Genomic DNA, 20079 nt, shown 5'->3' on the forward strand with positions numbered 1-20079 from the left:
TTTCTTTCCTTAGGGATTTTTTTAGGCTTTGATTTGTTTAGAAATAAAAATTAAAATTAACATCTACGCGTGATTGACTCATATCCACTTTTCTTATATTAGAGTAAGGGTTTAAATCTGGTCCAATTTGCAACTGAAACGTTTGTTTCCCAGTTGTTTCTGTTGTTTTCGAAAGACCAGAATATATAATATGAATGATAGATGAAACATAAACTGCTCCAACCAAGCTCAGAGCTCGGTTTACTGACTGTCCTTGTTTTGCAAGTTCCTGGCTTAGTCCATTTTCAAACACTGTACCCGCAAAAAAAGGAAAGGCGATACCATCAGGATCAAGTGCACGGACCAGAGTCGTTGTATCTCTAAAAGATTTCAGATCATCGTTTAAGGAGAAATACTGATTATATTCATGCGCGGTATATAAAGTAGAGGCACCAAATAGTGTAAAATAAGTGTAAGCGACTGTGTGATCTCCTTTGTAAAAATGGCCCCATCCAGGGAACAAAGCCTGCCGCCACAAAAGAGGCCAGAGGCTAGGGCTACGACTGCTGCTCTTTACATTTGGTGTGGCTACGCTCGTGGTATCACTTGTTCCCTCTTTTTCAATGAGCGGCACTTCAATCGATTCGAAATTAGGATTCACTAAAACGACTTTATAATCTTTTGTAACATCTACCTTATTTGCATCTACACTTACGACACTTGTTTTTCGATCCCGACTCGTTGTGACCTCCGCAGGGATTTTTTTCCCATCCTGGATTACATACGCATTTGTACCTTCAAATATATTTTCACCAGAAAAAGTTAACTTTTGTTTGTTCCCATCTTTTTCAAAGTCTGAAACTTGTTCAGTGACGATGGGAGGACGAAGTGGACGAACTTCTAGTTCATACCAATCCGACCACTTAGCAATGCGTTTTAATTTATTATAGATCCCAATGCGATACGTATACTTTCCGACACTCAGCAACGTGGTGACCGTAGGCTCTGTCGTATTGATGAAGTTAGACTTATTGGCCTCATTGCGAATTTCCACGGTATAACCAGAAGCTGATTCTATTTTTTTCCAATGGATGGAGTGGGGAGATTCCGCGAACAAGGGAAACGCGAACAAAACGAGAAATAAAATCAGAATGTATTTTAAATGCACCGATCTGCTTCCTGTTGCTACACTTTTGCCATAAAAGATTCGCGATATTACCATCTAAATCTTGTGAAAAAGTTTTGGCAACTATACTGAAATTTGAATCTACATTTTTATGTAATTGTCTAGAATGCCAAGGATGAAGCAGCAGATTCGCGGAGTCATTTTTGACATGGATGGAGTGGTCGTAAACAATCATCATTTCCACTTTAAAGCTTGGATGGAATTTGCTCATAAATACAATTTTCAATTAAACGAATCGATTTATCGCACAGAATTTAATGGAAAAACCAATTCTGATTTATTCAAAAATATCTTTGGTGATATTTCAGAACTGCAAAAAGAAAACTACTCAATCGAAAAGGAAGCCAACTACCGAAAGCTATATAAAGATGAGATGAAGCCCCATATTGGTTTGGTTGACTTTTTAAATCATCTGAAGGAAAACCATTTTAAAATTGCTCTTGGAACCTCCGCTCCAAAACCAAACGTTGATTTTACGTTAGATAATTTAAAATTAAGAGAATATTTTGATGTAATTATTGATGGTAGCGATGTGACCAAGGGAAAACCAGATCCAGAAGTATACTTAAAATGTTCGGAAAAACTTTTTCTTTCGCCCGAACAATGTTTGGTGTTTGAAGATTCTATAGCTGGGCTAATGTCAGGTAGAAATGCAGGCTGTCAAATTGTAGGAGTCGCGACGTCTCATAAACGAGAAGAATTGGCTCCGATCGTAAATTTCATCATCGACGACTTTAGTGATTTCAAAAAAATCATAGATGCTTGCTTCTAGGCAGAACATCGATCACTACTATCCGTAAAAATGTGGTCCATGCCTTCTACTTCGAGTTTCCCATCAAAATATTTTACTTTTAGTTCCGATTTTTTACCATCCATTGGTATGGGGCTTGGATTCATAAAACGAATCTGAAATTCATTGTCGCTCGTCCATTTATAGTTGCCCAAAAACTGCAAACGTCCATTGGCTATGCTTTCCTCAAAATCTACTTTTGTATAGATAAACGTGCCGTCGTCGTTGAATGTGAATTGGTCCATGGGCCCATAAGCTCCAGGACTCGGACCATACCAGGTGATGGCAGTCAATATTTCCTTTTTTGTTTTCCCAGCGATCATTTGAAATTGGTAGCGTCCACTTAGAACAGAAAAATCAGGGTCGCTGAGAAGTTTGTTTTTATACGTTGGCTTTGATCGGATCGCTTTTTGAATCAATTCATAAATTTTATCTTCACCGATATCATCTTCACATTGAGCGAATAATAGCGAGTAAGTACAAGCCAAATTGTAATTCGCAAAAGCATCGTTAGGAGATTTGAGCAAAGTTCGTTGGAACGATTTTATGGCCTCTGGGTAGTTTTTTTTTGACAGTGCATCGATGCCTTTTTTGTTCCAGTTTTCGTTTGTTTGCTGGGAAGAAATTTCGAAAATGAGAAATAAAAACAAGATGGCAATTCGTAAGAGCATTGGATCAATCCTTTCGCACAAATTTACAATTGATCCAAATGATTAAAAGAAGAAAATTTAGTGTATCTCCATCGGAACGGCTTGCACAAAGGTAAATAGCAGACTTACGTGTAAGTAATATACTTACAATCATATCTGGTATAGCGAATTTGGAGTGTCGATTTGCAATTAAAAAATTGACCTTATTTCCTTTGGATTCTCTCTCTCATTTATAAAATAGGAGAGATGATGAAATTAAGATTCACTTTATGTTTATTGTTTATATGTACAATGTTGTTCTGTAACAAAGTGGTTGAAAAAATCAGTTACGTTCATTCCCACGGACAGCCAACCAAAGGAAAGATACTGATGGTCGTTAGCAGTCCCGCTATTTCCAAACAGACAGGGTGGCCAATCGGATTTTGGGCGGCAGAGATGACCCACCCACTTCGTGTGTTCGAGGAGGCAGGATTTGAAGTCGAGTTGGCATCTACGAATGGCGGAAAAATTGAGATGGATAGTTATTCAAACCCTTTAGATAAGAGTGGATACTCTGCTCATGATGTGATTTCTTTAGGGTATCTGCAAAAAACTAACTTTAATGAGATGCTTAAGAATACAAAAAAAATAACGGAAATAAACGAGAAAGATTACGTCGCTATTTTCTTAGTAGGTGGGCAAGCTCCCATGTATACATTCAAAGGAAATTTAGAATTACAAAAGTTATTCGTATCCTTTTATGAGGCTGGAAAACCCTCGGCTTCCGTTTGTCATTCGACGACCTTGCTGCTAGAAGCAAAACAATCCAACGGCGATCTACTTGTTAAAGACAAAACATGGACAGGATTTGCAAATTCGGAGGAAGACTTTGCAGATAAGGCAGTGGGTATGAAGATTCAACCGTATCGAATCGAAGATGAGGCAAGAAAAATTTCAGGTACCCATTTCAAAGTGGCAGCACCGTTCTCCTCTTATGTGATACAAGACGGAAATTTAATTACAGGCCAGCAGCAAAATTCTGGTTCTGCCGCCGCCGAATTGGTTGTGGAGCAGTTGAATAAGAGTGGCAACCCGCAAGGATAACCTTAATCCTTAGCACGTTTGTTTGTCTTTTTGACAGGAACCTTCAGGGGAAAGAACTGGGTATCTTCATTATAAACTCCTGAGGTTTTCATGAGTGTGATACCGAGGTCTCTCAAATTTGAAATGACCGGAATCGTTTTTCTACCTAATTCAGTGAGCGTATATTCTGTTTTAGGTGGGACAACCGCGTATACCTTTCGAGTGACCAGACCGTTTTCCTCAAGATCCCTTAGAGACTGAGCGAGCATTTTATCGGAGATATGATTTAGCGTTTTTTTAATCTCGCTGTACCTCAACGTTTTTTCTCTAAGGCGCCATAGTATGGGCATTTTCCAAGCTCCGCCAATCCAATCTAGGACAAACTCAACTGGGTTGTAATATAACTTACCTTTGTATTTAAATTCTGGCATAGCATTTCACTCACTGTTTGGTTATTTAATCACCAAATACTATAGTATCGAAAATCTCTTTTTATATTTGAAAAGTAAGGATTGATTTTTTCCGTCAATGTAATTTGTTAAATCATATGAATATAGCAATTATAGGATCTGGAAACGTCGGTGGTGCACTCGCTACGACTTGGGCAAAAAGAGGACATCGTATCTTTTTGGGAACTCGAAATGTAAATCAATTTAAGGGTAACAAACTCTCACAAAATGAAAACACGACGGTCTCAAGCGTTCCAGAGGCGGTCAAAAATTCTGATGTCATTCTCATCTCGACGCCAGCGCCAAACGCAGTCGACGTTGCCAAGTCACTGGGAGACACGACGGGTAAAGTGATCATCGATGCCATGAATATTGTAATGAACCGCGGGCCTGTTGGCTATGATTCGACAACTCTAGCCATTTTAGATCATACACAAACAAGGGAGATTGTGAAATGTTTTAATACCACTGGAGCAAACAATCTTGCAAATCCTGAGTACAATGGGATTTTATTAGATGCCTTCGTAGCCGGTGATTCCCAGCGGGCAAAGGAAATTGCCAAACAATTAGCCTTGGATGCAGGATTTGGAGAATGTTATGATGTGGGAGGAAACGATAAATTCCAATTGATGGAACAATTTGCTTTCTTCTGGATCAACTTAGCCATGTTTCAAAACCAAGGACGGGAAATAGGATTTAAACTTTTAAAAAGATAAATCACTGCTTCAAATTTTTAAGATTCTCTTGCATCCAATTTGCGATTGCCAAGGCGTTTTCTGATTTGATTTTTTTTAACTCTTCGATGACCAAAGATTGCCTAGGAGTAGAATGGTTTTGGCTCAGCTTTGCCTTAGCCTCAATATTATGAATTTCGATTTTAAATCCAATGATTCCCTTTCTCAAGTTGGCAAGGTAATTTGGATCCACGTGTTCAAGTAGATACTCACTCTCCATCGTTTCGTAAGTATCAACGAAATGTTTAAGTGATTCGACTAACTGATGCTCATCATCAAGAGGGACGAAGTTACCACTGACCTGTAGTGAAATATAATTCCAGGTTGGTACTGCATCTTTTGTTTCGTACCAAGAAGGGGATATGTAATGGTGGGGGCCATGGAAAATCGCAAGTACAGAATTTCCTGAAAGCATTTTCCATTGTTCATTGGCGATCGCCATATGTCCTATCAGTGATTTTTTATCCTTACTCAGAAGTAGGGGAAGGTTAGTTGCTTGTAATTGGTCCTGCTTAGAAGAAACGAGGGTGGCAAAGCTATAATCACATAACAAGTCGTAGATTATTTTTTCGTCTTTAATTTTAAAGGGTTCCGGAATGAACATATTCTTTATTTTCGCATCGTGACTCTAAACAGGCCACGGATATCGTTTGATTTGTAACCAACTGCTACATCATCAGGATATAAGGATTTAATTTTGAGATAGACATCCTTTTTAATGTCTTTATTCACAATGCCATGGCACTTTAAGCAAGCTTCGTTCGTCTCAATCGGAAAATAAGCAACAAAAGTGGAATCTTTATCAAACTGTGTGGCCGTTAACTTGCTTTTATTTTGTATTTTTTCCTGATACTTTTGAATCAATTGGATTTCCTCCGAAGAAGCTGCATTAATTTTATTTCTAGGACGGTCTGAGACTCTTTTGATTTCTAGATTCAGATCTTTTGACTGATCGTTCGTTAGTTTTTGTGCATTTATATTACAAAATTCTAATGCCCCAAGTTCTCCCTTATTTTTTAAGGCAGACATTAAGTTGGAACCGAGAAGTGATTTGGTTGCATGGGCTGACTGCTCGGCAATTTCGAAGGAAGTCATATCCTCACGTAAGATCTTTTTTAGAGCTGGTTTGTCTTCTAAAAGACTTTGTTTCGCCTTGAACCAGGAAGGCGAATCGACTTCCGTGTGATATAAATAAGAAAGGGCTCTCTCCAGTCTCTTTTCAGGGAAGGACATTTTGGGCATATTGCCATACTGATTTACCCAGTCCTTGTTTTGAGTCGTATCAAAACCTGGTGCGGTTAGATATTTATTAATAGCTACTGTGAACTCCATTTCAGAGGAAATCAAATTTCTATATCTGACACGAATCTCACCGATAGCAGGGGCGATTTTATTTGCCTGTTCCATGTTTGGTGAATGACAGGCCAAACAATTCTGAGATAAGAAAGCGATTTGAAGATTTTCATCCTTTTCTGTCTCTGATTCCTTGCATCCGTATGCGAAAAACAAATTTAGAATCATAATAAGAAGCAAGATGGTTTTAAATTTCACAAGAATACCGCCGTTTTGTGAGGCTATGATTCTAATTTCATCATGTCAGTAACTTTTTTCAAAGTCTGCTGACTCCTAACATTGTATCGATTTTAAACATCTACCATTTGCAAAGAACGTCCCAAAGATTTTCGAATTTCAGAGATTCGCAGATCCAATTTTTCTAAATGAAACTCATCTAAAGGCAACGCAATGGATTTCAGAAAATCTAATAATTCTGATTCGTGTCTTAAGGGACGAGCTCGATTGACATTGAAATAAGTAAATTCAATCCAGGCAATTGCATGTAATTTTGTTTTGTCTGCATTGTAAACTATCGCTTCAGGAATGATCTTTCTGTCATCCACATGTATTAGGCGCGTTTGGATTGTAGCAATTTCGTTATATTTTATCGGTGCCATGTAATTGATACGCGTACGACTAACAACCCAATTATTTCCCGTCCTGTTTCCATGTTCAAATAAATCAAATTGATACTCATCTCTTAAGTGATTGGTTCTTGCCGTCATGATGTAACTTAAATACTGCATGTTATTTAAATGGCCAAACGGGTCACAATGCTCAAATTGGATTCTGACTTTAGATTCTGGTTCCTTGTTCATCTTTTGGCTCCTTATTAGAGACCGTTCGGTCTCTTTTTCCTTAAATTTTTTTATTAAAACTGATCTATTATGCCGAGTAGGTGTTTTACAATGACTTGTGATGATTTGAGCCCGGGATACGTTGATGATAGAACTATCGATCCTTCGATCGAGCAGATCGCAATGGCAGCAAAGGATTTGGCGTCCACGTCTTCTCGAAATTCACCTTGTTTGATTCCGTTTTGAATTTCAGAAACAAATAAACGTTCCCATCTTTTAAAGCTCAAAACGACGAGTGGGTGTGGTCCTGCTTCCGCATGGTCTGTGTCAACTGCCATGTTCATAATAAAACAGCCGCCAGGAACTACGGGATTTTCTGCAATGCCTGCAAAGGATTTTATGATTTCCGCAAGTCTTCTGCGGGGAGAAGTCAAGCCTTCCGTTGCTTTGGCTAAACGGGATTCCACGCTTGCAATATAAAAGCGAAGTGCAGTTTCAACGATTTGTTCCTTGCTCTCAAAATGTCGATAGATGCCGCCCTTTTCCAATTTTGTAACTCTCATGACATCGGATAGGGAAGTACCCCTGACTCCAAATTGATTGAATAAGGCTAAGCTTTGGTTAACGATTCGTTGTTTTGTAATATTTCCCTTCATCAATTTGAGACCGTACGGTCTCAAATTGGCAATCTGTCTCAGCTTTGCAAGAGAAAAATTAGTTCTTGGGTGCCTTTGGTATGTTTTTCCATCTTTTCCATCCTTGCAAAAAATTTCTGATTTGTAGATGTCTAGTCGTGCTGGCGGAACTTATTTAAATCTTTCCTTGCGTCAAAATGCTTGATTTTGACAGCGAGGTTTGCCGAGAAAACTACCGAATGTTCCGTAACCAGCTCGACTAACTTAAAATTTATCCCAGTTTAGGATTGCGATTTTTCCGAATTGGGCTTATACTTCGAGGCGAAACTCAATATGATTAAAAAATATGATGTCGTACTTTACGGAGCCAGTGGTTTTACAGGGAAACAAACGGTAGCCTATTTTCTCAAACATGCCCCATCGGATTTGAAATGGGCCATAGCTGGGCGCAATGAAAGCAAGTTGCGAGCGGTTAGCAAGGAAATCATAAAAGGCACCAGAGACATTGATACCATTCAGGCGGGTTCTGAGGACGTTACCAGTTTGCGTCGGCTTGTTCAGTCTACACGCGTGGTCCTGACAACTGCGGGACCTTTTCGTCTGTACGGTAAAAATCTCATGGAATGCTGCGCCGAAGAAGGGGTGGATTACGTAGACATCACAGGGGAAACCGCCTTTGTTCGTGCGGTCATGGATACCCATGAAGAAAAAGCCCAGAGATCCGGAGCCAAGATCATTCCCTTTTCTGGCTTTGACTCCGTGCCAAGTGATCTGGCCGTATTCGCCATTGCAGAATATTTTCGTGAAATCAGAGAAACAAAACTAGATTCAGTTCGCGGCATTTATACCATAAAAGGCTCGTTCAACGGTGGGACACTTCTTTCCATGCTTCATATGTTTGAAAGCGGTGATTGGAAACTCATGAAAGACCCAGCCATTTTGATACGAGAGACTCCGAAAGGCGTGAAGCTGATTTCTGATTCATTTGATACGGTTTTAGATAAAACAATCAATCGATGGATCACGCCTTTTTTGATGTCTATGATCAACACAAGAGTTGTAAATCGAAGTGCCCATCTTTCCAGCTCCTTTGGAACAAGCTATGGACCAAATGTAAGTTATACGGAACATCATAATTTTAGTGAATGGTGGAATCCTCTGCCTGCTTACGTCTACTCAACTGCCTTTAGAGCCTTCCAATCATTGGGGACTCTTGCAGCATTCAGAGACCTAATCCGAAATCTAGGGCCATCGGCAAGTGAAGGACCCTCTGAGGAATCGATGAACACTGGTTATTTTAAACTCGATGCGATAGGTAAAGGAATATCGGGAGAAGAGGTGCACTTGGAATTTTCAGGCAATGGCGATCCTGGCAACCGCGCAACAACCATCTTCCTTTGCGAATCTGCCCTTGCTCTGGCCACACAAAGAAAAAAATTACCAGGAGGAGAGTTGCGCAGTGGATTCTTAACTCCAGCTATGGGACTTGGACATGTACTTATGGATCGATTAAAACAAAAAAATATAACTATCTCACTAAAAGGACATTAAAAAGCAATAGGATCCACATGAATAAAACAATAGAAAAATTTGAAGCTCATCTTTCAAAACTAGAATTGATTCTGGCAAAGGCAAAGCTCGAGAATGATGCAGCAAAATTCATTTATGCTCGAGATGCCAGAACACCTCTTTTTATGCTAGAAGGTCTTTGTCGCTTGTACGGTAATTTCCACGACAAAAACAAATTTGAAAAACTAAAAGATCTGTTCAAGTTACTTGAAGATGCATTGGGTGCCATCGATTATTATGATGTCTATGCGAAGAGTTATAAAGAGAATTCGAATGTCCCTATCTCAATTCAGAATTTCATGGAAGAACATCGCGATCAGATGTTTGCCAAATTGAACGAAGTTTTACTACGTGATGGTTGGTTGGATGAAAATGATTCGAGACTAAAAAAAATTCGCAAAAAATTGGATGAAATGGACTGGCTTCCAGAAAAGAAAGAAGTCGAAAAAATCAAAAAGTTATATTTAGAGGAAATCGACTCAGTAAAAAAATTTATTAGTAAAAATGCTAAGCCCTTTACCGAGATGGAACTTCAAGTGCACGAGGTTAGGCGAGATTTGCGTTGGTTGAGCATCTATCCTCATGCTTTAATAGGTCAGATCCAATTTGGAAAAAAAATCGGTTCCGAAATTCCCACTGCCACGTTTGTCACACCAGAAATTTTAAGCTCAAAGTACAATCTGTTTCCTGAAGCAGGCAAATTCTCGTGGTTCCTACTACTCGAAAAAAATTACTTTTACGCTTTGAGCTGGCTCATTGCCGAACTTGGAAAATTAAAGGACGAAGGATTGGAATACTATGCTTTAGTAGAAGCTTTCCAAAAAACTGAAAATGTTTCGCCTGAGGATGCAAGTGCCAAAGCCATTTCTATACTCAGATGGAATGGTTTTAAAATTCCGTCCCTCTTGCAAACGGCTTCCGAAATGACACAAAAATTTGTATCCAAAGAATTGCTAGATGGACTCGTATTTGGAATCAGTCGCATCAAAAAGCATAAAGATTGAGTCTTAAAGAAGAAAAAGACATAAAAAAGATCAAAAAATGGTTTCGCAGAAGTGGGGAGAGAAACGTTTTCAAACAAATGCCCAAGAACAAATTTTAATTGATTGGCGACAGTTGTCTAGGAAATATACTATGACTCACTTGGAATACGACCATACGTCTCTACCATTTTGGGATGTAATCATTTAGAGGAAGTAATGACGGATCAAACTGAATTTAAACCATCAAGGTGGAATATCCGCCTTAAACTTATTAGTATCATATCATTCATCATCATCTCTGGTTTAGCCACAATGATTTTTCTCGCTTCAAGGTATTTTAAAGACGATTCTGAAAAACGAATCCAAGAAAATAACTTGCAGCTAGCGGATGTTATTGGGCAAAAGGTGGAAGATGAATTCTATTCCATAGCATATAAAATAAATAACATGGCGATCATTCTGGATCAGTCTCTGAGCCGACCACAGACAACACTTTTTGTGGATTTATTTTTTAAGAATAATAATTCTTTTATTTATATGGCGATAGCCGAGGCGAAAGGATCCACTCTTTCGATCAAAAACAAAATCACAAATGATAAGTTTTTGACAGAGAACAATTTATCTCTAAATACGATTCAAAATATGAATGATGCGTATGGTGAGGATTTTAGTCGAAGTGCTTCGGGGGCTACCGTTGTCTTGAATGTGAGTTCAAGTTGCCTGAGCCCATGTTTAGGGATTAGCATTCCGTACGGATCTCCGGAACAAAAAAAGTTAATCCTGCTCTATATGGATGCCGCCGAATTTTTGAAAGCTTTCCAGACCACTGGGATCACCTCAACCTATCTGATCAATGAACGTGCGGATTTACTTGCCCATAGCGACCGCGATACGGTCATGGCGTCCAAAAATTTAATCGATGTCCCTATCGTTAAAAGTCTTGTAGAAAGCAAAGTCGATAATGGCCAAAAGAGATATTTGATGGATGAATTTTACCATTTAGGCTCGTATAAAAAAATGGGTCTTGCTGGTCTAGGTATCGTATCAACAGTAAAAGAGGATGATGCGTTTGTTGAAGTCTACAACATTCAGAGAAGAAACATCATCATACTTTTGATCATCCTGAACATATCCGTAATCATTGTCTTCATATTCTCGAAAACAATTTCTACTCCGATCATTAGCTTGGTCTCTGCCACGAAACAAATTGAAGGTGGAGATTTTAATGTTAAGATACGGCCGACGACTCGAGATGAAGTTGGAGTCCTTACTAATTCCTTCCTGGGCATGGCGCACGGTTTAGAAGAAAGGGAAAAAGTAAAAAGCATTCTTGGATCGATGATCGATCCCGTCGTGGTTCAAGAAGCTATGATTGATATGGCAGCCTTGAAACGTGGTAGCGAAAAGCCGATCACGGCTTTTTTCTCAGACGTTGCTGGTTTCTCAACAATCAGTGAACAGCTTAAGTCGGAAGATTTAGCGGCACTACTCAATGAATATTTATCGGCTATGACGATCATCTTAAAAGAGTATGATGGCGTCTTAGATAAATACATTGGAGATGCGATCGTCGGTATATTTAATGCCCCTGTGGATGTAGATGAGCATCCGTTAAAGGCAGCCAGAGCATCCATCAAAATGGTTCGAAAATTGGCAGACCTTCGTGCGTATTGGACCGCTAACCAACTCTATTCGAAGGAAGCAAGGGAAATGGATGCTAGGATCGGTCTCAATACTGGACCTGCAAAGGTTGGGTTTATGGGAACCGATGCACTTGCTTCCTACACAATGATGGGTGATACCGTCAACTTGGCAGCCAGACTTGAGGCAGCGGGAAAAGATTACGGTGTCAATATTCTGATTAGTGAATCTACTAAAGCCAAGGTAGACCATGAACTTTTTACTCGAAAAATGGATTTGGTAAGAGTGAAAGGTAAGAATGAGCCAGTCGTATTGTTTGAGTTAATTGACTCGATTGCGGATGTCGATCCCATCATAAAGGAGAGCGCACAAGCATACGAGCGAGGATTTGAATTATATTTGAAGAGAAATTTTACGACCGCAATTTCTACATTAAAAGACGCGAATAGCATCAAGAAACAGAAATTTGGTAAAGATAAGGCAGCCTTGATGCTTATCGAAAGATGTGAAGAGTATAAGGCTTCTCCTCCCGATGATGATTGGGATGGAGTATTTACAAGAACACATAAATAATTTTTATGAATTATAGCTTTGGAGAAAAGATTTGGATTGGCTTGCAGTTGGCAACTTTGGCTTCGTTGTCAGGTATTTTCTACTATGATGTAAACCGACGCATCCAGGTAGAAGGAGAAAAGGTGATTGGTTCGATCACATTTAAGCAACGAACGGTCCAGCGTAAATACGCGAGTCATGTCGTTTGGGAGGATTTAGAACAAAATTTCCCATTAAGAAATAAAGATTCAATTCGTACGGCAACAGAAGCCGATGCTGAAATCACCTTGAATGATGGAACCAAAATCAATCTAAGTGAAAATAGTATGATCCTTCTCAATCTGGATGAAGAAAAGACGAGTATCGATTTTGCTTACGGTTCCGTATCGGCGAAAAATGAAGGTGGGGAAGGTGCGAATTCGCTTAGTATCAAATCAGGCGATAGTTCCGTATCCATTGGCAAAGGGGATGTCAAACTTTCTAAAAATGAAAACAAAGACTTGAATGTAACGGTTGAAAAAGGAATCGCAGAGATTTTTTCTTTTGGCAAAGAAGGACAGAAAATTGGGGCTGATGAGAAGGCTCTTGTTGGTGCCAACGCTGAAAAAGTTGAAATCAAAAAGGTTGATCTGAAGTTGATTTCGCCTCCAGATAATGCGCGTTACTTTTCGCCAGATCAAAATTATGCAGTGGCTTTTGAGTTTTCACGTGATGCATCTGTAAAAGCTGTAAATTTTGAAATATCAGGTTCAAGCGATTTTAAGAAATCTATTATCTCGAAAAAGATTTCTGATAAACAGATATCCATTTCTCTTAAAGAAGGCGTTTACTATTGGCGTGTTTCGTCTGGGAAAGATGTGAGTCCTTCGAGACGATTTAGTGTATTACAAAACAGAGCCGTTCGACCTATTGCCCCTGCGAATGGATTTAAGACCTCTACAGCGTCGAACACTACTTATATTAATTTTTCTTGGAACAAAAGCGATTTAGCTTCCAACTATAAACTTGATATTTCTCCAGTGGCCGATTATTCTAGTAATGTTCAGAGCTCTGTTTCTTCTTCAAATTACATCTCTCTTCCGATCGCCAAGGGAAAGTATTATTGGAGAGTTGGGGCAAACCTTCCATCGGGTGAGGGAAATTTCGCTTATATTTATTCTGCCAATCGGATATTTGAAATCACAGATCCAGAGAAAGGAAAACCTCCCACGTTATTCAACCCTGCAAACAAATCCGTGACATACTCCATCATCAGCGAAAAGAAAGGTGTACTATTTAATTGGTCAAAAGACAACAATTTAGATAGTTATGAATTCCAGCTATCGACCAACGCAAAATTTGATCCGATCTTGATTAAAAAAACAACAAACGCTAATTTTATTGAGCTTAAAGAGAAATTAAGTTCGGGCCAATATTTCTGGCGAGTGAATGGGAAGACCAAAGATGGAGTGGTTACCGATCACTCCTCTATATCTTTTTTTGAAGAAAAGGATATCTCCTCCCTTCGCACATTTGGACCTGAGTCTGGTCTATCAATGAGTGCACCGGAAGTGGAATCCAAAGGGATTTTGTTCACCTGGGAAAAACTTCCTATCGTTGGAAACTACTCGCTTCAGATCGCTGAGGATTCTAGTTTCCAGAAAGTTAAAAAGAATCTGACTGCGAAAGGCAATCGGTACCTCCTAAAAGAGATCGAAGCAGGAAACTATTTTTGGAAAGTTTCGTTACTCTCCGATACAGGGGAGGCGTATTTAACATCCAGCACTCAAAATTTTAGTGTGCGCTATCTACCAGAAGCACCCAAGATTCTTGCTCCGAAACCAAATGTTAACATCCCTTTTGCGACGTCTCAAATAAAGTTTCAATGGACGAAAGGGAACACGCCAAACTATGAATTTAAATTATTCTTAAAGGAAGAAAATAAACTCAAAGAAATACTCAATCGATCTGTTGCCACAAATGAGATTACGCTTGAGAAAGCCGATATCCAACAAGCTGGATTTTATGAGTGGAGTATTGCGGGAATTGGCGACGGCGGTCAAAAAAGCTCAGTAACACTTTCGAAATTTCAAGTGCTACCAGAAGTGATCGAGAAAGCAATTGAAAATAACACAGAAACGGATTCTCCAGGGAAGTCCGTTGTGCTTGTGGCTCCACTAGATGGCCAAACCATAAATATATCCCCGTTGAATGAGATTGCCTTCAAATGGACGCCTGTAAATGGGATTAAGAAATATAAATTCTCAATTTTTGATGAGAAAAAAGAAATTTATGCAACAGTGACCACAAAACCAGAAATTCGATTTTCGAAGTTAGAACTATTGGATAGAAAGCAGTTCCGCTGGAGTGTCTTACCCATGGATGATAAAAATTCTGGGAAGGAGTCCTCCTCCACCTTTAAAGTAGATCTTGATGCCATCAAAGAAGAAATTGAAATCATTTCACCGGACATTCAGTATGATGAATAGAATACATCTTCTTACAGGCACGTTAATTCTTTTCTGGAGTATAAATATATTTTCAGATGCATTCCATACGATACGTTGGAAGGCAATCCCATCTGCACTGGGTTATTCGGTGGAAATTAAGGATGAATCAGGTAAGGTCATCACACAAGCTACAAAAAAATCGAGCCTTACTTTGAAAATGGCGAGAGGCAAATATTCCTATCGCATTGCTCTATTGAATAAATTGAATGTAGTTGAAAAATGGTCTGAATGGCGAGAACTCGAAGTGAAAGCGGTCGCTCCACCTGTCGTTGACTCTGATACGTCGATGGTGCAGACAGAAGGGAATAAAGAAAAAATTACCTTTAGTGGTGAAAATTTATATGAGGGGACAAAGGCCTTCATCGTACAAAACGGAAAACGCATTCCAGCAAAGATTGAAACCAGTCGAGATGGCAAAACAAGTATAGTCACAGTAGATAAAAAATTTGTAGATCCAAACAAAGACCATACTGTGATTCTTGAAAATCCAAAGTTTGATCCCATACAAGTATCCATCTCAGGAGAGTTAGTCAGTCATCCTCCTGAGCACATCCAAGCCAAGAACAATGATTCCACACCCTCTGGAGAATCTGATTTCCAGCCAGAATCAAAAATTAAGTTTTGGTCTATGTTTTGGAGACAAGCAGTTCTTCCAGGTTGGGGTCATGCTTATATCAATCACGATAAGACAGCCTATGCCTATTTTGGTCTACTCGGTGTTTCAGTTGTCAATGCTTCCGCGCAATATACTCATTACCAGGCGGAAGTAGCTAGTTTTCGAACGGCACAAGACTATTCGGAAGGGATGCGTGCAGCCATTGATCCCATCGGTGTGAGCATTCCCTTTTATTTGAACACATTAGAAACAAAAGTGGATGAACAGAGAAATCGATTGAACAATTCCGTTTCTGCTATAGGCGGAATTTACGCGGTTGCGATTGCACATATTATTTACACGGGAACGAAAAACTCACTCGGGACAAGAAAACATAGTTTTTTTGAGATGTTATGGCGACAGGCAGTGCTTCCGGGTTGGGGTCATCAATTGATTGGTGATCATGCCACAGCATACACCTATTATGGGTTACTTGGCGGTACGGCACTCAATCTCGGTTACCAAAATTATGTTTATAGAGCGAAAGTAGCAGACTATCGAACAATGGAAGATAATGCAGAAGCCGCACGAGCAATAAATCCTGACGACCTATTGGTACCTACACTTATCAATTCGAAGGCAGGAAAGATAAGTGAGCAGGCGAATCGACTGAATAACTCATTAGGTGCAGTAGGAGTCGTCTATTTAACATCGATATTGCATATCATGGTAACAGCTCATTTGAGGAAGTATTCTGATTCCTCCACAAATAAAATTAGTTTCGGTATAACGCCTGATATGCCCATAGGTATGTTTAGATCTTATGATCCAAGTCACCTAAGAGCTGATTTTCAATATAGTTTCTATTATTGATTTGATTTGAATCGAATCAAAGCTAGGGTAAGATCATCCTGAATCATTTCTTCTCCGCCAGAATATTTCAGAATGATATCAAACACGATATCACGAATCTCAGTTAAAGGCCTCATTCGATTTATAGTGATGAGATCAAGTAGCTGCTCTTCGCCATACAATTGAATTTCGCCAGGAATCGAGGCTTCCGTTAAGCCATCAGTTAGTAAAACGATCAGATCGCCTGGACTCAGTTGGTAGAATGATTCGGATGAGTTTGTCGGGAAATATGCAGTAATCGCACGACCAGATGGATTAATCGTAACGAGCTCTCCACTTGACTTAATGATATATAGAGGAAAGTGTCCTGCTCTTGCGAACTTGATCTTACCGGTGTTTGTATCAATATGAATGAAACTAGCTGTCACAAAGTGATCTTTAAGATTTGGAGTAATTTGATTTCGAATGTGTTCTATGCTTTGAGTAAGTAAATAGGGACTTCGCACCCAAAAGTCCAATGACATTTTTACAAGCGCAGATAAAAAAGCGGCAGGAATCCCGTGCCCCGATACATCACAAATAAAGGCTCCAAGTTCCTTCGTATCTGGGTTCCAGTGGATATCGAATAAATCACCTCCAACTTTCATCATGGGAACATTACGAAAACAGACCTCGAAGGGCTCCGGATTGATTTCTTTGTTTGGGAATAGCGACTCCTGGATTCTTTTGGCTACATCTAATTGCTTATCAATTTCAAGTTTCTGTGCCTCGATGACTTTCGTTCGTTCAAATACTTTTTTTTCTAGTTCTTCATTCGCTATCTCTTTCAGACGATTCAATACTTCCAAGGATTCGACTGCATCTTGTTTGGCTCGCTCGCGCTCCCGCGAGACTGCCACGAGAAAATATGCTATCCCGTTGATGCTAAAAAGAAATGCATCTAGGTATATTAGAGAGTCATTAATGGAAAGATTCCCTGAACGTTTCATCGCAAAAACGCCCATTCCATGGATGGTTTGTGTGACGGCGGTGAAAGACAAAATCACACTGGCGAGTGTTGCGCCATATTGACGAAATCTAAGACTTGTGAGAATGACAAATGGAATCGGCAAAAATAGAAGCGGCAATTCATCGGAGAAGGCAATTCTCCCAGATATATAAATCATTAAACACCAGAGCATCAGTTCTATTTTTTTAAACCATCGGACTCCCATTTTTTCATCAGGATTTAACCATACAAAAAGTAAGGGTGCAACGATTAGAAAACCCTGCATTTCTCCAGAAAACCAGGTAAACAATACATTCCAATAAGCCTCACTTGGTAAAAAATCCCAGTATAACAGGCTCGTGACGCCAATGGACGCTGATAAGGCAGAGCCAGAAATCGAACAGATTGTGATAAAATAAATTAGCCCTCTAACGGAGTATAGGGGATCCTTATTGCCAGTGATTCGCAAAAGAAAATAAAAATTAAGGGAAGAGCTGAGTGTATTACCGATTCCAATGAGTAAAGCCGTAGGAATGTGTGGGTTATTTAGATAGTTAGCAAGAAAGGCACCTAAAAAAATCCCAGGGATCGCAGCACGACCCAAAAGTAAAAGTGCGGTCAGCGCCATTCCTTCTGGAGGCCAAACGGGTGAAACTTGGCTGTTTAAAAATGCGAGCTGGAAACCTATTTTTGAGCAGATTACGTATCCAATAGGCAAGAAAAATGTAGCTAGCAAAGCCCTTGGCGTATAAAAGTCTTTCACGGTGTCTTCAATTTATCGATATGCCAATCGAATCGTCGACACTTTCTTGCTTCCGAGAAAGTTAGCCTAAAAAAATATTCTGTTTAGGAAAGATTTTCCCATTCTGCATATTTCTGGGCGATTTGTTTTTCAAGATCTGTCAGAAGAATGCCAAGTTCAGTTAATTTTTTATGATCGTGCGAAAAGAACTCTAATTCCTGGTTCTTAATTTCCTTTTCTTTTTCTAAAAGTTCGATTTCTTTTTCTAATTTTTTTCTTTCTTTTTCATTTTTGGACGAGGTTTTTACTTCTTTGGAAACCACAGTTTCCGATGAAATCGCTTTGACAGGTTTCTCTTTTTTTTCAGTTTGTTTTTCAAGATAAGAGGAGAATGTGCCAATATAAGTTGAGATCTCCCCATTCGCTTCGAAAATGAGAAGTGTTTCTGCTACTCTATCCATAAAGTATCTATCATGAGAAACGGTAACAACTGTTCCTGGAAACTCCTCTAAAAAGTTTTCGAGAATAGATAAGGTTTGTATATCTAAATCATTTGTTGGTTCATCTAGTATAAGAAAGTTGGGGCCACACATTAAGATTTGAACCAAATATAGGCGCCTTTTTTCGCCACCAGAAAGTTTTGCAATTTGAGTATATTGCGTTTTCCCATCAAAAAGAAATCGTTCTAAGACTTTGGATGCAGAAATTTTCTCGCCATCATCATTTAAAATATATTCTCCAGCATACTCCTTTATGTAATCCAGAACGTTTAGGTGCAATGGCAGTTCTCTACTGATTTGGTCAAAGTATCCGATCTTTGTGTTAATTCCAGGTTTCACAAATCCTGAATCCGGTGCGAGTGTTCCTGCAAATAAGTTTAGGAGTGTGGATTTACCGATTCCGTTTTGACCAATGATTCCTAGCCTTTCTTTCGCCTTAAAGAAGTAACTAAAATCTTTAACAATCGTTCTGCTAGGAAATGATTTTGAAAGTGCATGAATCTCAAGAATTGTTTTTCCTTGTCTCTTCCCAATGACACTCAGTTCGAGTTCCTTTTGTAGCTCAAAAATTTCCCGATTGCTCAATTCTTCGGCTCGGTCTATTCTCGCTTTCTGTTTAGTGCTTCTGGCTTTGGGCTGTCTTTTTAGCCATTTGATTTCCTGTTTTAAGTGTTGTCTGGCCTTGTCTTCTTGTTTCAGAAGTGTTTCTTCTCTTTCGATTTTCCTTGTTAGATACTCTGAATAATTTCCCTCATAGAGAAAGTATTTTCCTCTGTCGATTTCGAGAATCTTCCCAACGACTCTGTCCAAAAAATAGCGATCATGCGTGATGAGAATGATGGCTTTATCGCTTTGCATAAGAAATTCTTCCAGCCACTGAATGGAAGAGACATCCAAGTGATTTGTAGGTTCGTCAAGGATTAGCAAATTACTCTCTTCAATCAATGCTTTTGCAAGTTCAACTTTCTTGAGCATGCCCCCAGAAAGTTCCGACATTTTTCGTTCCAGTTTTTCAACGCCCAATTCTCGTAAAATAGAAGTTATTTGTGCCTCATAATCCCAAGCAGAGAGACGATCCATTTCTTGCATCAAACGCGTGTAATTTGCCTCGGATTCTTCGGTTCCCTCTTCAAGTTTGTCACAAGCTTCGGTATAATCATGCAATAATTTTACTAACTTCCCGCCGCTCTGGTAGATATGATCTAGGATCCGCTCCTCTGGATCGAAGGTTGGATTTTGTTCCAGTATGGAAATTTTGAGGGATTTGTTTGGTACTATGGAACCCGAGTCGAGTTCCTCTCTCCCAAGAATTGTTTTTAACAAGGTGGATTTACCCGCGCCATTGACGCCCACAATTGCGATTTTTTCTCCTTCCGAGATGCTGAAGTCCAAATCCTTGAATAAAACTTTTTCGCCGATGATCTTTGTCAGTTTTGAGAGGGAGAGTAGCAATGTAGTATCCTTTCGTCCTAGTTTACCAAAATGGCAACTTTCACCCAAAAAGCAACACCTTAGAGTTATGTCACTTGACCAAAAAGCATAAATACAGGA

General features: G+C 39.3%; 17 protein-coding genes. 8 read left to right on the forward strand and 9 right to left on the reverse strand.

Features of this window, described 5'->3' with window-relative positions:
• Nucleotides 1-37: 37 nt before the first annotated feature.
• Entirely contained in the window at nucleotides 38-1201 is a 1164-nt protein-coding gene (locus EHQ58_RS08735; protein ID WP_135623510.1) for a hypothetical protein, read from the reverse strand.
• A gap of 79 nt (nucleotides 1202-1280) precedes the next feature.
• Here EHQ58_RS08735 and EHQ58_RS08740 point away from each other — a divergent pair, with 79 nt between their 5' ends.
• Nucleotides 1281-1937 carry an HAD family hydrolase gene (locus EHQ58_RS08740; protein ID WP_135623511.1) on the forward strand — a complete coding sequence of 219 codons (657 nt, stop codon included), beginning with the start codon at nucleotides 1281-1283 and terminating at the stop codon, nucleotides 1935-1937.
• Here EHQ58_RS08740 and EHQ58_RS08745 read toward each other — a convergent pair.
• Nucleotides 1934-2626, reverse strand: coding sequence for a hypothetical protein (locus EHQ58_RS08745; RefSeq protein WP_135623512.1), 693 nt, complete (start codon nucleotides 2624-2626; stop codon nucleotides 1934-1936). The two genes, EHQ58_RS08740 and EHQ58_RS08745, sit on opposite strands and share 4 nt — an antisense overlap.
• 228 nt (nucleotides 2627-2854) lie before the next feature.
• On the opposite strand from EHQ58_RS08745, the gene EHQ58_RS08750 reads away from it, so the two are divergent.
• Nucleotides 2855-3688, forward strand: a complete 834-nt coding sequence (locus tag EHQ58_RS08750) for a type 1 glutamine amidotransferase domain-containing protein (RefSeq protein WP_246047259.1) — start codon at nucleotides 2855-2857, stop codon at nucleotides 3686-3688.
• Between the two features lie 2 nt (nucleotides 3689-3690).
• Here EHQ58_RS08750 and EHQ58_RS08755 read toward each other — a convergent pair whose 3' ends face one another.
• Nucleotides 3691-4098 (reverse strand): winged helix-turn-helix transcriptional regulator, encoded by a 408-nt coding sequence (locus EHQ58_RS08755; protein ID WP_135623514.1) that lies wholly within the window; start codon nucleotides 4096-4098, stop codon nucleotides 3691-3693.
• Nucleotides 4099-4214: 116 nt separating this feature from the next.
• On the opposite strand from EHQ58_RS08755, the gene EHQ58_RS08760 reads away from it, so the two are divergent.
• Entirely contained in the window at nucleotides 4215-4832 is a 618-nt protein-coding gene (locus tag EHQ58_RS08760; RefSeq protein ID WP_135623515.1) for an NADPH-dependent F420 reductase, read from the forward strand.
• Nucleotide 4833: 1 nt separating this feature from the next.
• Here EHQ58_RS08760 and EHQ58_RS08765 read toward each other — a convergent pair whose 3' ends face one another.
• The 4 genes from EHQ58_RS08765 to EHQ58_RS08780 all read right to left on the reverse strand — a co-directional run bounded on the left by EHQ58_RS08765 (nucleotide 4834) and on the right by EHQ58_RS08780 (nucleotide 7638).
• Nucleotides 4834-5454 (reverse strand): FMN-binding negative transcriptional regulator, encoded by a 621-nt coding sequence (locus tag EHQ58_RS08765; protein WP_135623516.1) that lies wholly within the window; start codon nucleotides 5452-5454, stop codon nucleotides 4834-4836.
• 5 nt (nucleotides 5455-5459) lie between these two features.
• Nucleotides 5460-6401 carry a Tll0287-like domain-containing protein gene (locus tag EHQ58_RS08770; protein ID WP_167883580.1) on the reverse strand — a complete coding sequence of 314 codons (942 nt, stop codon included), beginning with the start codon at nucleotides 6399-6401 and terminating at the stop codon, nucleotides 5460-5462.
• A gap of 92 nt (nucleotides 6402-6493) precedes the next feature.
• Nucleotides 6494-7003 (reverse strand): acyl-CoA thioesterase, encoded by a 510-nt coding sequence (locus tag EHQ58_RS08775; RefSeq protein ID WP_135623518.1) that lies wholly within the window; start codon nucleotides 7001-7003, stop codon nucleotides 6494-6496.
• Nucleotides 7004-7056: 53 nt separating this feature from the next.
• Nucleotides 7057-7638, reverse strand: coding sequence for a TetR/AcrR family transcriptional regulator (locus tag EHQ58_RS08780; protein ID WP_135623519.1), 582 nt, complete (start codon nucleotides 7636-7638; stop codon nucleotides 7057-7059).
• Nucleotides 7639-7950: 312 nt separating this feature from the next.
• Between EHQ58_RS08780 and EHQ58_RS08785 the strand changes: the two genes are divergently transcribed.
• From EHQ58_RS08785 to EHQ58_RS08805, 5 genes are all read left to right on the forward strand, one after another.
• Nucleotides 7951-9168: a saccharopine dehydrogenase family protein gene (locus EHQ58_RS08785; RefSeq protein ID WP_135623520.1), complete on the forward strand. Its 1218-nt coding sequence runs from the start codon at nucleotides 7951-7953 to the stop codon at nucleotides 9166-9168.
• Between the two features lie 17 nt (nucleotides 9169-9185).
• Entirely contained in the window at nucleotides 9186-10190 is a 1005-nt protein-coding gene (locus EHQ58_RS08790; RefSeq protein WP_135623521.1) for a hypothetical protein, read from the forward strand.
• A 195-nt stretch (nucleotides 10191-10385) separates the two neighbouring features.
• Entirely contained in the window at nucleotides 10386-12383 is a 1998-nt protein-coding gene (locus tag EHQ58_RS19090) for an adenylate/guanylate cyclase domain-containing protein (RefSeq protein WP_135623522.1), read from the forward strand.
• A gap of 5 nt (nucleotides 12384-12388) precedes the next feature.
• Nucleotides 12389-14830, forward strand: a complete 2442-nt coding sequence (locus EHQ58_RS08800; RefSeq protein WP_135623523.1) for a FecR domain-containing protein — start codon at nucleotides 12389-12391, stop codon at nucleotides 14828-14830.
• A complete protein-coding gene (locus EHQ58_RS08805) occupies nucleotides 14823-16319 on the forward strand; it encodes a DUF5683 domain-containing protein (RefSeq protein ID WP_135623524.1) in 1497 nt (498 codons plus the stop codon). Before EHQ58_RS08800 ends, EHQ58_RS08805 begins: the two co-directional genes overlap by 8 nt.
• Here EHQ58_RS08805 and EHQ58_RS08810 read toward each other — a convergent pair.
• Together EHQ58_RS08810 and EHQ58_RS08815 are read right to left on the reverse strand one after the other, a co-directional pair.
• Nucleotides 16313-18049 carry a SpoIIE family protein phosphatase gene (locus EHQ58_RS08810; protein WP_135623525.1) on the reverse strand — a complete coding sequence of 579 codons (1737 nt, stop codon included), beginning with the start codon at nucleotides 18047-18049 and terminating at the stop codon, nucleotides 16313-16315. The genes EHQ58_RS08805 and EHQ58_RS08810 overlap by 7 nt on opposite strands.
• A gap of 83 nt (nucleotides 18050-18132) precedes the next feature.
• The gene (locus EHQ58_RS08815; protein ID WP_246047261.1) at nucleotides 18133-20028 is read right to left on the reverse strand and encodes an ABC-F family ATP-binding cassette domain-containing protein; all 1896 of its coding nucleotides are present in this window, start codon (nucleotides 20026-20028) and stop codon (nucleotides 18133-18135) included.
• Nucleotides 20029-20079 lie beyond the last annotated feature (51 nt).

Origin of the sequence: Leptospira ognonensis (genome assembly GCF_004770745.1) — a bacterium.
GTDB lineage: Bacteria > Spirochaetota > Leptospiria > Leptospirales > Leptospiraceae > Leptospira_A > Leptospira_A ognonensis.